This window comes from Caulobacter sp. ErkDOM-E, assembly GCF_048541895.1.
Lineage (GTDB): Bacteria > Pseudomonadota > Alphaproteobacteria > Caulobacterales > Caulobacteraceae > Caulobacter.
Map to the genome: position 1 here is coordinate 891,176 of NZ_CP183331.1, position 13,377 is coordinate 904,552.

Below are 13,377 nucleotides of genomic sequence, written 5' to 3' on the forward strand. Positions count from 1 at the left end.
ACTGTCGAGGACGAGCCCATGATGTTCCGCACGATGCTGATCGCTGCGGCCCTTCTGGCCGTCGCACCGGTCGCGGCCCAGGCCGAGGATGGCGTCAAGTTCAGCCCCGCCTATGAGCTTTGCTTGGACAAGCCCGACAACGGCAACACCTACGGGATGCTCAAGTGCGGTGACGCCGAGATGGCGTTTCAGGACGCCCGGTTGAACAAAGCCTACAAGGCGGACATGGCCGACCTGGCGGAAGGCCCTGTCGCCAAGGCCGCGCTGCTCAAGTCCCAGCGGGCCTGGATCGCCTTTCGCGACGCCGACTGCGCGACGGTCCGGGCATTGAGCGGCGGCACGATCGCTCCGATCTATGTGCAGAACTGCTATCTTGAGCACACCGCTCGCCGGGCCCAGGCGCTGGAAGACCTCCTGAAGCCTTGAGCCTCTGACCGCTCGAGCCTAGCCGGGTTCGTCGCGACCCTGCGGCTATCTGGGGATCAAGGCCTCGAACGCACTCAGGACCTCCGTGCGGACCTCGGCGTTGGTCGCCTGATCACCCAGCACGCTCAAGGTGCTGATGAACAGGTCGCCGACCGCCTTGCGACGATCCTGCCCCGAGGTTCGGGAGACATATTCGCAAAGCAGCCGCGCGCAGCGCAGAAGATGGACGTCCTCTTCCGGATCGCAAACGGAGATCAGCGCCGAACTGCATTCATAGAGGTCGAGCCAGCCTGCGTCATCTTGCAGACCCTGCGCTTTCCAGGTGCGCATCTGGGCGAGCATTTCGGCTTGGCTATGCAGGTTCTCGGCCCGCGCGGCCCGGACCGTTTGCTCGGCCCGCTCAAGGGCGGTGCGGGCGTAGATGCCGCCGGACTCCCTCATGGCCTTGACCAGGGACGATGCCTTGTTGATGACCCTGACCACGCTCATGGCTTCGCCTTCTGGGGCTGGATAAGCTTTGCAAGCTCATCGTCCGAAAGATTGGCGGTCACCGCTTCGGTGATGTCACTCGTCAGATCCTTGGCGCGACGGCCGTCGGCAAACTCTGGCGGCGGCGCATCGTTCTTCCAGCGCCGATCCGGGCCGACATAGACGCCGGCATCGATGAAGGACCGCTGCTTTTCGGCGATCCAATAGATCCGCTCCAGCAGGATGATGGGGCTGGCGGGCTTGGCGATGATGTAGTGCGCGCCGCAGTCGCGGCCCTCGGCGACTTCATGCTCGCGTGTGTGGGCGGAAATGATGATGGCTGGAATGATCCGGTCCTCGTCGCGGGGCCGGTTGCGGAGCCATCGCACCAGTTCATAGCCGCTGCACCCCGGCATGTGGGCGTCGGTGAGCAGAAGATCAAAGTGCTGGCGCGACAAGAGCTCCTTGGCCTCCTCGCCGCTCGAAGCCGTCGTGATCTTGTCGACCCCGAAGCTTCTTGTCAGTTCGCTCAATATCTTCAACGACCTCTCGTTGTCGTCAACGATGAGGAAGTGCGTCTTGGTGAAGTTTATCCGACTACTGTCCTGCACTCGGGGCGCCTTCAATCCGTAAACATGCGGCCCGGAGGGCGAGGATGGAACATGGTTAAAAATCACCGATGTTCCGAAGGTGATGTATTGACACTGTACGTGACAGAAGTTTGCGCATCAACGATCTAATACTCAATTCGCGCTTCGGGTTGTTGCTCCCCGGGACGGGCGCGGCCGGCGTTCCTTCCGGGCGCCAGGCACTCCATGTCAAGGAAGCATCCGGTCCGGGCGTTCAAATCTCGGCGACGGGCTGAAAAGGCGTCTTGCCTCTCCCCTGCGTCATCCGGCCATAGTGCTGGAAAATCAGAGGGAACCCCGCGTCATGGCCATCAAGACCCGTTTCACCGAGATGTTCGGCGTCGAGCACCCGATCGCCCAGGGCGGCATGCAGTGGGTCGGCAAGGCCGAGCTGGTCGCCGCCGTCGCCAATGCCGGGGCCCTGGGCTTCCTGACCGCCCTGACCCAGCCCACCCCCGAGGACCTGGCCAAGGAGATCGCCCGCACCCGCGATCTCACCGACAAGCCGTTCGGGGTCAATCTGACCATCCTGCCGGCCATCAAGCCGCCGCCCTATGCCGAGTACCGGGCCGCGATCATCGAGAGCGGCATCCGCATCGTCGAGACCGCCGGCTACAAGCCGCAGGAGCATGTCGATCATCTGAAGGCCCATGGCGTGAAGATCATCCACAAGTGCACCGCCGTCCGCCACGCCCTCAGCGCCGAGCGCATGGGCGTCGACGCCATCTCGATCGACGGCTTCGAATGCGCCGGCCATCCGGGCGAGGATGACATTCCCGGCCTGATCCTGATCGCCGCCGCCGCCGACAAGGTGAAGATCCCGATGCTGGCCTCGGGCGGCATCGCCGATGCGCGGGGCCTGGTCGCGGCCCTGGCCCTGGGCGCCGACGGCGTCAACATGGGCACCCGCTTCTGCGTCACCCAGGAGGCCCCGATCCCGATGGCCTTCAAGGAGCAGATGGTCGCCAATGACGAGCGCCAGACCGACCTGATCTTCCGGACCCTGCACAATACCGCCCGGGTGATGCGCAACCAGGTCAGCCAGCAGGTGGTCGAGATCGAGCGGGCCGGCGGGGCCAAGTTCGAGGACGTCCAGCACCTGGTCGCCGGAACCCGGGGTCGCGACGCCCTGGCCCAGGGCGACACCGACGGCGGCATCTGGTCGGCGGGAATGGTCCAGGGCCTGATCCACGACATCCCGACCGTCCGTGAGCTGGTCGACCGCATCGTGGCCGAGGCCGAACAGCTCATTCGCGGCCGGCTGGCGTCGATGGTCGGCTGACGTCGCGCAACCATCACTGGCCCCGCCCCGCGCGATGGCCGATGAAGGTCCCGACACGCGAGGGACCTGTGATGGCCGATTCGATCGAGACGATGATCGACCGCCTGCGCCAACTGGAGGACCAGCTCGAGGCGGCCTTCGCCGCCCGGGCTGGAACCCATGGCCTGGACCTCAAGAGCGGCAAGCCGCGCTTCGGTCCTGAGGTCCGGGCCAGCCAGCGCAGCCACAAGCGCCGCATCGACGTCTTCAAGACGCCGTGGCCCACCCTGCTGACCATGCCGCTGATCTACGGCATGGTCATCCCGATGGCCCTGATGGACCTGGCCGTCAGCGTCTACCAGCTGGGCTGCTTCAGCGCCTGGGGCATCGAGCGGGTCCGCCGCCGCGACTATGTGGTCATCGACCGCCACCGGCTGAGCTATCTGAATCCGGTCCAGAAGCTAAACTGCGTCTATTGCGGCTATGGCAACGGCGTCATCGCCTATGCCCGCGAGATCACCGCCCGCACCGAGCAGTACTGGTGCCCGATCAAGCACGCCCTCAAGGTCAAGGGCAGCCATGAGCGCTATGCCGCCTTCCTCGACTATGGCGACGCCGAGGGCTTCGTGAAGAGCTCGGCCGCCTATCGCGAGCGGCTGAAGAAGGCCAAGGCCGCCGCCGACGCCAGACAGTCCGAGACCGGCGTTCCTTAAGCCGGTTTCATGACCGGGAATTCACGGGACACCTGAGCCTGGGCGGGACACTCAAGGGACGCGTCGCGAGGACGCCGAGGAGTCCGCTGTCGATGCTCATCTCCGTCCTGATCGCCGCCCTGGCCCTGGCCCCCGCGCCCCCGCCGTCCGTCGAGGTTCCCCCGCCGCCGGCCCTGAACCTGGCCATAGCCGAGCGCGACGCCAGGCTGTTTAGCGTGATGTTCGACCAGTGCGACCCGGCGGCCCTGGCCGATCTGGTGACTCCGGGCATGGAATTCTATCACGACAAGGGCGGGCTGATGGCCCACGACGCCTTCCTGGCCGACTACGCCGCGAGCTGCGCGACCAAGCAGGCCCCCGACGCCTGGCGCTCGCGCCGAGCGCTGTCAGCCGGCACGATGAAGGTCTATGCCATCCCCGGCTTCGGCGCGGTCGAGGAGGGCAGCCACGCCTTCTACGAACGCAAGGGCGCCGGCCCCGAACGCCTGGCGGGCACGGCCCGGTTCTCGATCCTGTGGAAGCTGGAGCCCGACGGCCGTTGGCGCATGGCCCGCACCTTCAGCATCGACCACGCAGCGGCGCCGTAGGGGGCGCCAGGTCCTTCCCCAGGAGGCGGAGGACCTAGTCCATCCCGATCATCACGATATCCATCGCCGCCCGCTCCATGGCGATCAGCCACTCGGCCCGTACCTGCGCCAACTGGCGCGCTTCGTCAGCCTGGCGGGCCTGCACAGCGGCGTCGGCCGGGCCGGCGGTGCGACGTCGGCGCGGCGAGGCCGCGTTGCGGCGGACGGGCTGAGGGCGCGCGGCGCTGGCCACGGCCTCGGCCGCCCATTTCGTCCGCAAGGCGTCGAGCTTTTGGGTCATGTCCAGATGCCAGGCGGTGACCTTGGCGTCGCGTGAGGTGTCGGTCATGCGTGTCTCCGAGAAAGCCGGCGGCGCGCGCCGGAAGGGGCGCACGGCTTCGCCGCCGCGCCGGATCGCGGCGCGGGTGAGGTGGGAGAGGCGCGGGGCGTCCGGACTGCGTCCGGAGCTGTTGTGTTGGGTGTACCGTTTCGACGAAGCCTGACGCCCCGCGCGGTCGTTATCCCTCTGGCCGGGGTGCGCAGGCCTGGTTCAGCCTTTTGCCCCACCCGAGTTTTGTCCTGCCTCGCGACGCACCCAGCCGTCAGGCTGCGGCAACGCCGATTCCGGAGGAACCCGGAGCGAACCTTCGGGCGGGCGGGGGTCCTCCGACGGACCTCCCGATAGGCGGGTTTACGTCACCCGCCCTCCCATCAAGCCGGCCGGTCCCGCATCACGCGACTCCGGCGGCCCCGCTCGACCGCATTCCCGCCGCGCGTCTCGGGCCGGATCCAAGAGCCCCCTCCCTCGCGACGGGATGGCTAGAATTATGCGGCAGGTTTGAGCGCGTCTGACAGGCGCGATCGATTATTTTGCAGGGCGTTGAAAGGGTTGGGGTTTGCGGCGGCGGGCGCGGGGATGGACGGGGCGCTATCCCCGTGGTCGCCTCGCTCCGGTCGCGCGGGCGCGCGCCATGAAGTCCTCCCCCTGAAGGGGGAGGGCATCGCGAAGCGATCGGAGGGGGTCGTGCTGCTGGGTCATTGCGGTCTTCCCCCACCGGCCTCCGGCCGCCTCCCCCTTCTGGGGGAGGACTTGTCGCGGCCGTTCCGCCCACCTGCACGCCAGGCGCCAACCGCCTGCCTAGCGCGCGGCCGCCATCTCCTGGACGGCGGCGAGGATGCCGAAGAGTTCGGAGACGATGATCGGCTTGGCCAGGACACCGTCGACCCCGGCCTCGTGGTAGCGCACCAGGTCGTCCTCGAACACATTGGCGGTCACCATGACGATCGGCGTCAGGCAGGCCTTGGTCGACAGGGCGCGGATCGCCTGGGTGGCGCTGACGCCGTCCATTCTGGGCATGTTGGCGTCCATCAGGATCAGGTCGAAGGGCTCCTGCTGCACCGCCTCCACCGCCGCCAGACCATCGTCGACGATCAGGGCCTCCAGGCCCACCTGGGACAGCAGCAGCTGCAGAACGCGCTGGTTGGCCGGATTGTCTTCGGCGGCCAGAATGCGCAGCGCCAGGGCCGGCATGGACGCAGCGGGGGCGGGTTCGGACGTCACCCTGGCCGGCTCGGCGGGAAAGTCGAACCAGAAGCGGCAGCTGCCGGCGGCCAGGGATTCAGCCTCCGAGTCGCAGCCGATCTCGCCGCCGAGCGCCTGGATATTGGCGGCGCAGATCGCCAGTCCCAGACCCGCGCCGCCGATCTCGCGACCCAGGCGGGCCTGCTGGAAGGGCATGAACAGCTGGTCCCGGTCATCGGCCGCGATGCCCTCGCCGGTGTCGCTCACCTCGACCAGCATCCGGTCGGCCGTGCCCACGGACGGGCTGACCCGCACGTGGATGGCGCCGCCGGCGGGGGTGAACTTGACGGCATTGGAGATCAGGTTGGTGAGGGTCTGCTCGATCTTGCCGGGGTCGCTGATGATCCTGTGGGGCGCGGGCAGGGCGGAGACGTCCAGGGTCAGGGACAGGCCCCTGATCGAGGCCGGGGTCCGCCACAGGTCGAAGACGTCGCGGGTCATTTGCACGAGGTCGAACTCGGTCTGGGCGACGGCGACGACCCCGGATTCCACCCGCGCGAAGTCCATGACGGCGTTGAGCAGGCGCAGCAGCATGCCGCCTGAGCGGCGGATGCCGTCGAGGTGATCGCGCTGCTCGACATCCAGCACGGTGACCGCCAGGGCCTCTGCGAGGCCGAGGACGGCGTTCAGCGGCGTGCGGACCTCGTGGCTGGTGACGGCCAGCAACTGGGTCTTGGCGCGGCTGGCCGATTCGGCCGCATGCAGCAGCCGCTCGAGGTCCTGCTTGGCCAGGGCGGCGGCCGTCGCGGCCCGGTTGCGCTCGACCGCCCGGCCGAGGATGGCGCCGATCTGGTCGAGGAATTGGAGGGTGTCGGGGCCGGGATCCCTGGCGACAGCCTGACCAAATTCGATGATGGCGGCGACCTCGTCGCCGACCATTACGGGCAGGGCGACGGCGGCGGCGAGGCCGCTGGCCCGGCCGGCCCGGCTGCGCGGAAAGGCAGGGTTGTTCTGGCCCTTCGCCCACAGGGCGCGGGCCTGGGCCAGGACCAGACCGGGCAAGCCGCGGCCCTCCTCGAACTCCAGGGCCTGGGTGGCGGCGATCACGGGCGCGGCGTCGATGGTGCTGGCGATACGCCAGATTTCAGAGGGCCTGAGCCTGCGCGTTCCGTCAGGCCTGCGCTCGACGAACTGGACATGGCCCACGGGCCAGCCGGTGAAGACGCAGATCCGTTCCAGCGCCACCCGCAGGACGTGCTCGAGGTCCTCGCTCTTGTTCGCCTCGATGGCGAGGTCCGACAGGACCCGCATCTGCTCCCTCTGCCGAAACAGGTTCAGGGTCTCGCGCTCGGCGATCATCTCGGCCTCGCGCCGCGCCTGGCTCTCGCGCTCCAGCCGGCGCTCCAGGCGAGCGATCCGTTCGAGGAGCGTCGCAGAGGGATTGGCCGTGGGCGCGAGGGATCTAGGCATGGACCGGCGGGTTGAGGGGCCAGGCGATGCGGAACGTGCAGTGCGGATCGCCCCGTTCGGTACAGGTCAGATGCTCAAAGTCGATGTCCTCGCCGAAATGGCGGGCCGCGCCCTCGGTGAAACCCTGGGCCAGGGCGCACATGCGGCGGGATGAAAGATAGTCCATGTCCATCCTGTCGCCTGGGGCGTTCTGGATGTTGAAGTGCGGACATTCCGCCCCGACATAGAGCTTTCGCACCTCGGCATGGATGATGTCGTTGATGCCCTCCAGGAAGGTCCGGGCGCCGGCATGGCCTTCGAAGAACACCGGATAGGCGCTGGCCAGATGCGGCATGGCCTGCTGTCCGAACCAGCGCAGCACCGCCCCGCGATCCAGGCCCAGCTTTTCGCAGGCGGCCGCGACCAGAGCCTCGAGTTCGGCGTCGTCATAGTTGCCGAGCGAGGTGTAGGCGCCGGAGGCGCCGGCTTGATCTATCAGGTCGTCCCAGACGTCATCGCCATGAGCCTCGGTGACCACGGCCTGCAGAAGGTTGAAAATCACGCCCTTCATATGCCCAGCCCCTTCATGGATCGCCTGTTGTAGCGTCAACACATAGGCCCGGGCCCGGCGCGACGATCGGGAGGTGGCTGGGCCGCCAACGGCTATCGTCCGGCCTTCCGACTGTTGAGAGTCAAGTTAGCGCAACGAAATGCGGAAAACGATTGCCTTAACATGACTTTAATGGGTCATTTTGTCGCACAAATCATCTTGGGTGTAAAGGTCCAAGTCAGTAAACGGTCGGATGCATTTTAATTCGCGAAAGAGTTAAAAAGAATTATTCAAACATATCTGGAATTAGGCAAATTGGAAGTATTGGCGCAGATTTACCCCGTACGCTGCGCGATCCTCCCCCGGAGGGGAAGATGAGGTGCGGTAGATGCTCCCCCCTCTGGGGGAGCTGTCGCGGAGCGACTGAGGGGGCTCGCTGGGCGAACGCCGCGCTGGCCCCCTCCGGGCCCTTCGGGCCGTCCTCCCCCGGAGGGGGAGGATCTCAACCCTAAAGCCGGCTCTTCCGGAACGCCTCGGCCTGCTCGGCCCGCAACTCGGCCCGCACCCGCTTGGGCATGGCCTTGTCCACCGTCTCGCCGGCCCCGGTGAGGATCTCGTTGGCGAATTCCAGGTCCATCATCTTCATGCGCTTGATCTCGTCGCGCAGTCTCGCGGCGGTCTCGAACTCCAGGTTGGAGGCGGCTTCGCGCATCTTGGCCTCCAGGTCCTTGAGGGCGGCCTTGAAGTTGTCGCCGGTGAAGGGCTTTTCGACGTCGCCCTCGTGCAGGCCGCCGATCGGTACGGTGACGCGGTCGCCGCGCTCGAACGGGCTGTTGAGGATGTCCTTGATGTCGCGCTTGACGCTTTCAGGCGTGATGCCGTGTTCGATATTATAGGCGTGCTGTTTCTCGCGGCGGCGGCTGGTTTCGCCCATGGCCCGTTCCATGCTGCCGGTGATCCGGTCGGCATAGAGGATGACCTTGCCGTCGATATTGCGCGCCGCGCGGCCGATGGTCTGGATCAGGCTGGTTTCCGAGCGCAGGAAGCCTTCCTTGTCGGCGTCGAGAATGGCCACCAGGCCGCATTCGGGGATGTCGAGGCCCTCGCGCAGCAGGTTGATGCCGACCAGCACGTCGAACTTGCCCAGCCGCAGATCGCGGATGATCTCGATCCGCTCCAGGGTGTCGACGTCGGAGTGCATGTAGCGCACGCCGATGCCCTGCTCGTTGATATATTCGGTCAGGTCCTCGGCCATCTTCTTGGTCAGGACGGTGACCAGCGAGCGATAGCCCTTCCTGGCCGTCTGGCGGATCTCGTCGATGACGTCGTCGACCTGGGAGGCGCCGTCCTTGCTGACCGGGCGCACCTCGACCGGCGGGTCGATCAGGCCGGTGGGGCGGATCACCTGTTCGGCGAACACGCCGCCGGCGCGCTCCAGCTCCCACGAGGCGGGGGTGGCGCTGACATGCACCGACTGGGGCCGCATGGCGTCCCATTCCTCGAACTTCAGCGGGCGGTTGTCGAGCGCGCTGGGCAGGCGGAAGCCGTACTCGGCCAGGGTCCATTTGCGGCTGCGGTCGCCTTTGTACATGGCGCCGATCTGCGGCACCGTCTGGTGGCTCTCGTCGGTGAACAGCAGGGCGTTGTCGGGGATATATTCGAAGAAGGTCGGCGGCGGCTCGCCGGTCTGGCGGCCCGACAGATAGCGGCTGTAGTTCTCGATGCCGGCGCAGGAGCCGGTGGTCTCGATCATCTCCAGATCGAAGGTGGTGCGCTGTTCCAGGCGCTGGGCCTCCAGCAGCTTGCCGTTCTCGTACATCCAGGCCAGGCGCTCTTTCAGCTCGGCGCGGATCTCGATGATCGCCTGGCGCAGGGTGGGGCGCGGCGTGACGTGGTGGCTGTTGGCATAGACCTTGATCGAGGGGAGATCGGCGGTCTTCTTGCCGGTCAGCGGGTCGAACTCGGCGATGGCCTCGACCTCGTCGCCGAACAGGCTGATGCGCCAGGCGCGGTCTTCATAGTGGGCGGGGAAGATCTCCAGGGTGTCGCCCCGGCGGCGGAACGTGCCGCGCTCGAAGGCGGCGTCGTTGCGCTTGTACTGCTGGGCCACCAGGTCGGCCATCAGCTGCTTCTCATTGACCGTCTGGCCGACCTCCAGGGTGAAGGTCATGGCCGTATAGGTCTCGACCGAGCCGATGCCGTAGATGCAGCTGACCGAGGCGACGATGATCACGTCGTCGCGCTCGAGGATCGCCCGGGTGGCCGAGTGGCGCATCCGGTCGATCTGCTCGTTGATGGAGCTGTCCTTCTCGATATAGGTGTCGGTGCGCGGGACGTAGGCTTCGGGCTGGTAGTAGTCGTAATAGCTGACGAAATATTCGACCGCGTTCTCCGGGAAGAAGCTCTTCATCTCGCTGTAGAGCTGGGCCGCCAGGGTCTTGTTGGGGGCCAGGATCAGGGCCGGGCGCTGGGTGGCCTCGATGACCTTGGCCATGGTGAAGGTCTTGCCCGAGCCGGTGACGCCCAGCAGCACCTGGTCCTGGTCGCCGTTGCTGAGGCCCTCGACCAGTTCGGCGATGGCGGTCGGCTGGTCGCCGGCGGGCGAGTATTCCGAGACGAGCTTGAACGCCCGGCCGCCTTCCGACTTGGCGGGGCGTTCGGGCCGGTGTGGCGTCCACAGGGCGGGCATGGACCCGCCGGGAACGATGTCCATGACGAAGGGTGTGGAGACGTCGGAAACGCCGTTGTCCGGGGTGCTGGGCATGGTCAGAAGGTAAGGGCGGCGGCGGTCGATGGCTAGGGGCGCTGCTGACGCCTGATGTCAGCAGGCTGGCGGCAGGTGGCGGCAGTCGGCCTAGCGGAACAGGTCGGCCAGCCAGCGCGGATAGGCGTTGGCGATCGACAGGGCGTTCACGGCCAGGGACTGGCGGCTCTGGGCCGCTTCCAGCCGGGCGCTTTCCTGGGGCAGGTCAGCGTCGACCAGATTGCCGACTCCGGTCTCCAGGGTGTCGGCCAGCTGGCCGGTCTGGGCGACCAGCCTGTCAAAGGCCTCGGCGCGCTGGCCGAAATAGACGGCGGCCTCATTGGCCTTGGTCACGGCGATGTCGATGCTTTCCAGCACCCCGCCCGGTTGGCTCCAGTCGATCCGGTCCAGCCCCAGGGCGTTCAGGGTCATGGCCTTGGACGAGACGCTCTCGGCCTCGCCGTCGGTCCCGGAGACGAAGGCGTAGTTCAGCGGGGCCGAGACCAGCACCCCGGGCACGACGGTGGAGGAGGTCGCCGCGACGGGGCGAGGCGAGGCGAGGGCGCGCAGTTCCACGCCGGGCGCCGCCCAGGCCGTGCCGCTGGCGCTGCCGTTCTCGTTGAACCGGAATTCCAGATTGCGGCCGGCCGCCGGGTGATAGTCGAAGCTGAGGATGTTCTGGCCCGAGACGGCGGTTCCGGCCCCGACCCCGGCCCCGGCGGCGACATAGGCCCGGCCGGTCGCCGCGACGCGGGTCCCGCCCTGCCAGATCTCCAGCACGTCGGGCACCGAATAGGCGTCCAGATAGAGATCGACCCGCCCGGACGCCGTGCCCCCGTCACGCACCACGGTCTGGGAGGCGACGCCGGAACTGGGCGCGATCGACCCGCTCAGCGAGGCCGGGGTCAGGGCCGAGGGCGTGGCCGCGCCATAGCTGCTGGAGGTGTAGGTGACGGTGGTCGGCACCTGCTTGTCGGCCAGGGGGCGCTTGCCGTCGAACTCGGCCTGCAGGGCGGTGCGTTCGATCTGGTCCTGCAGGGCCTGGATATCGGCGCGCAGGGCGTCCTGGGCGGAGGTCGACAGCGAGGTGTCGCGCAGGGCCACCGCCTTCTCGCGCGCCCTGGCCAGCAGGTCGACGATCTGCTCGGCGCCGGCCGAGGCCACCTGCAGCAGCGACTGACCGCGACCCAGGCTGTCCTTGACCGTCCCCAGGGCGTTGACCTCGCTGCGCATGCGCACGCCCACGCCCCACAGCGCGCCGTTGTCCTTGGCCGAGGCGATGCGAAGCCCCGTCGCGATACGGGTCTGGGCCGTGATCAGCGTCTTGTTGGCGGCGTTCAGCGCCTGCGCCGCCAGGGCGGCCCATCTGTTGGTCAGAATACTGGTCAAGACGTGGCGCTAGTGTTCCGTGGGCTTTTCAGGTCCAGGCGGTCGGCCAGGAACCCATTTCAAGCGATCTGGACCTTGGCCCGGCCAAAACAGAGACGCCGTCATCTTTCATGGCGTGATTCTGCAATCCACCCAGAGATGCGCGTCGAGTTTGCCGTCGGAATGCGGCGGTGAGCGAAAATCCCGCAACGGGGCGGGGCATCGTCTGTCAGGCGCTGAAAAAATCAGGAACCGCACCCGTTGCGGTTTTGGTGGGGCGCCGCCAAATGGGGTTATCGCCGCGCCGTTGCGGCCTATCGAGGGTTCCCCGTGCTGCTTGAAAAGCTGAACTGGCGCTACGCCACCAAGAAGATGGATCCGGCCAAGGCCGTGTCGGACGACAAGGTCGAGCGCATTGTCGAGGCTGCGCGCCTGGCCCCGACCTCCAGCGGCCTGCAGCCGTTCGAGGTCTATGTGGTGACTAACCCCGAGGTGCGCGAGAAGATCAAGGCCATCGCCTGGAACCAGGCCCAGATCACCGACGGCTCGCACCTGCTGGTGTTCGCCGCCTGGGACAATTACACGGCCGACCGCATCAACCACATGTTCGACCTGGTCAACGAGGTCCGGGGCGTCCGCAATGAGGGCTGGGAGAACTATCGCCAGATGCTGCTGGCCTCCTATCCGCAGCGCGACGCCCAGCTGAACTATGAGCACGCCGCCCGTCAGGCCTATATCGCTGTCGGCCTGTCCTTGGCCCAGGCGGCCTTTGAAGAGGTCGATGCGACGCCGATGGAGGGCTTTGATCCGGCCTCGCTGGACGAGATCCTCGGCCTGCGCGAGCGCGGCCTGCGCTCGGTGGTCATCATCCCGCTGGGCTATCGCCAGCCCGAGGGCGACTGGCTGGTCAATCTCGAGAAGGTCCGCCGTCCGCGCGATCAGTTCGTGACCGACGTGAAATAGGCCGGCCGGCGCAGGCGGCGCTTCGGTGTCCCGCCTGCGCCCCGGTTGTCCGGCTCAGCCGCCGACGCGGGTCAGCGTCGAGCGGTTGCGCTGGATCCAGGCCTCGGCGGCGTCGTCGAGGAAGTCGACCTCCTTCAGGGTGGTCACCCGGTCGCCGTCACGGACGGTGGTCACGCGCAGGCGGGCCGGACGGTCGTCATCGCGGCTGTCTGTTTCGGCGATGATCGTCCAGTGGCTGGCGTCGACCGCCGGCGCGACCAGGCGCAGGGCGCTGGTCTCCAGGCTGGTCTCGCGGCCCTTGCGGAAGCTGGCCGAGGTTTCCTGGCCGGTGGCCGTATCCAGCAGGTCCACCGTGGTGATGCGCATATTGCCCACCTTGGGGCCGTCGTCGAAGTCGGCCTTGCGGATCAGGGTGACGCCGTCGCCCCCGTCCTCGATCCGGACCTTCATCGGAATGCCGAACCAGCGGTCGGCCTGATAGTCGCGATACTCCAGCTTGCCCTCCCACGCCCCGACCGTAGCCAGCCGCAGGGCGGCGATGTCGAGCGGGGCCTGGGCGGCGGCCGGGACGCCGGAGAACGCCAGGCTGGTCGCCAGCAGGGCGAAGAGGGTGCGGCGGTGCATGGTCTGGATCTCCTGGCCCGACGGGGCGAGCTTCACCCGGATATACGCCGCCAGCGAACATCGGGATGCGGGCGATTGACTCTCAGTTCACTGTG

At 67.2% G+C, this 13,377-nt stretch carries 13 protein-coding genes; 5 read left to right on the forward strand and 8 right to left on the reverse strand.

Translation table 11 applies throughout. The features are described 5' to 3' along the window. Positions 1–18: 18 nt before the first annotated feature. Positions 19–426, forward strand: a complete 408-nt coding sequence (locus ACN2C7_RS04405) for a lysozyme inhibitor LprI family protein (RefSeq protein WP_419320082.1) — start codon at positions 19–21, stop codon at positions 424–426. Between the two features lie 45 nt (positions 427–471). Here ACN2C7_RS04405 and ACN2C7_RS04410 read toward each other — a convergent pair whose 3' ends face one another. Both ACN2C7_RS04410 and ACN2C7_RS04415 read right to left on the reverse strand, forming a co-directional pair. Beyond that, complete coding sequence (locus ACN2C7_RS04410; RefSeq protein ID WP_419320084.1) at positions 472–915, reverse strand: hypothetical protein; 444 nt, start codon at positions 913–915, stop codon at positions 472–474. Further along, positions 912–1,505, reverse strand: coding sequence for a response regulator (locus ACN2C7_RS04415; protein WP_419320085.1), 594 nt, complete (start codon positions 1,503–1,505; stop codon positions 912–914). The genes ACN2C7_RS04410 and ACN2C7_RS04415 overlap by 4 nt, the downstream gene beginning before the upstream one ends. A 322-nt stretch (positions 1,506–1,827) precedes the next feature. Here ACN2C7_RS04415 and ACN2C7_RS04420 point away from each other — a divergent pair, with 322 nt between their 5' ends. From ACN2C7_RS04420 to ACN2C7_RS04430, 3 genes are all read left to right on the forward strand, one after another. After that, positions 1,828–2,805 (forward strand): NAD(P)H-dependent flavin oxidoreductase, encoded by a 978-nt coding sequence (locus tag ACN2C7_RS04420; RefSeq protein WP_419320087.1) that lies wholly within the window; start codon positions 1,828–1,830, stop codon positions 2,803–2,805. A 71-nt stretch (positions 2,806–2,876) separates the two neighbouring features. Further along, on the forward strand, positions 2,877–3,497 hold the full coding sequence (locus ACN2C7_RS04425; protein WP_419320089.1) for a hypothetical protein: 621 nt from the start codon (positions 2,877–2,879) through the stop codon (positions 3,495–3,497). Positions 3,498–3,589: 92 nt separating this feature from the next. Next, positions 3,590–4,084, forward strand: coding sequence for a nuclear transport factor 2 family protein (locus ACN2C7_RS04430; protein ID WP_419320090.1), 495 nt, complete (start codon positions 3,590–3,592; stop codon positions 4,082–4,084). Between the two features lie 34 nt (positions 4,085–4,118). Here the strand turns inward: ACN2C7_RS04430 and ACN2C7_RS04435 are convergent, their stop codons facing one another. The 5 genes from ACN2C7_RS04435 to ACN2C7_RS04455 all read right to left on the reverse strand — a co-directional run bounded on the left by ACN2C7_RS04435 (position 4,119) and on the right by ACN2C7_RS04455 (position 11,716). After that, the gene (locus tag ACN2C7_RS04435) at positions 4,119–4,412 is read right to left on the reverse strand and encodes a hypothetical protein (RefSeq protein WP_419320091.1); all 294 of its coding nucleotides are present in this window, start codon (positions 4,410–4,412) and stop codon (positions 4,119–4,121) included. A gap of 789 nt (positions 4,413–5,201) precedes the next feature. After that, complete coding sequence (locus ACN2C7_RS04440; protein ID WP_419320093.1) at positions 5,202–7,055, reverse strand: ATP-binding protein; 1,854 nt, start codon at positions 7,053–7,055, stop codon at positions 5,202–5,204. Next, positions 7,048–7,605 carry a heme NO-binding domain-containing protein gene (locus tag ACN2C7_RS04445; RefSeq protein WP_419320095.1) on the reverse strand — a complete coding sequence of 186 codons (558 nt, stop codon included), beginning with the start codon at positions 7,603–7,605 and terminating at the stop codon, positions 7,048–7,050. The genes ACN2C7_RS04440 and ACN2C7_RS04445 overlap by 8 nt, the downstream gene beginning before the upstream one ends. 487 nt (positions 7,606–8,092) lie before the next feature. Further along, positions 8,093–10,348: an excinuclease ABC subunit UvrB gene (gene uvrB, locus ACN2C7_RS04450; protein WP_419320096.1), complete on the reverse strand. Its 2,256-nt coding sequence runs from the start codon at positions 10,346–10,348 to the stop codon at positions 8,093–8,095. A 90-nt stretch (positions 10,349–10,438) separates the two neighbouring features. Beyond that, a complete protein-coding gene (locus ACN2C7_RS04455; protein ID WP_419320097.1) occupies positions 10,439–11,716 on the reverse strand; it encodes a flagellin in 1,278 nt (425 codons plus the stop codon). Between the two features lie 309 nt (positions 11,717–12,025). Here ACN2C7_RS04455 and ACN2C7_RS04460 point away from each other — a divergent pair, with 309 nt between their 5' ends. Next, the gene (locus ACN2C7_RS04460; protein WP_419321401.1) at positions 12,026–12,658 is read left to right on the forward strand and encodes an NAD(P)H-dependent oxidoreductase; all 633 of its coding nucleotides are present in this window, start codon (positions 12,026–12,028) and stop codon (positions 12,656–12,658) included. Positions 12,659–12,712: 54 nt separating this feature from the next. On the opposite strand, the gene ACN2C7_RS04465 is transcribed toward ACN2C7_RS04460, so the two are convergent. Then, on the reverse strand, positions 12,713–13,318 hold the full coding sequence (locus ACN2C7_RS04465) for a hypothetical protein (RefSeq protein ID WP_419320098.1): 606 nt from the start codon (positions 13,316–13,318) through the stop codon (positions 12,713–12,715). Between the last annotated feature and the right edge of the window lie 59 nt (positions 13,319–13,377).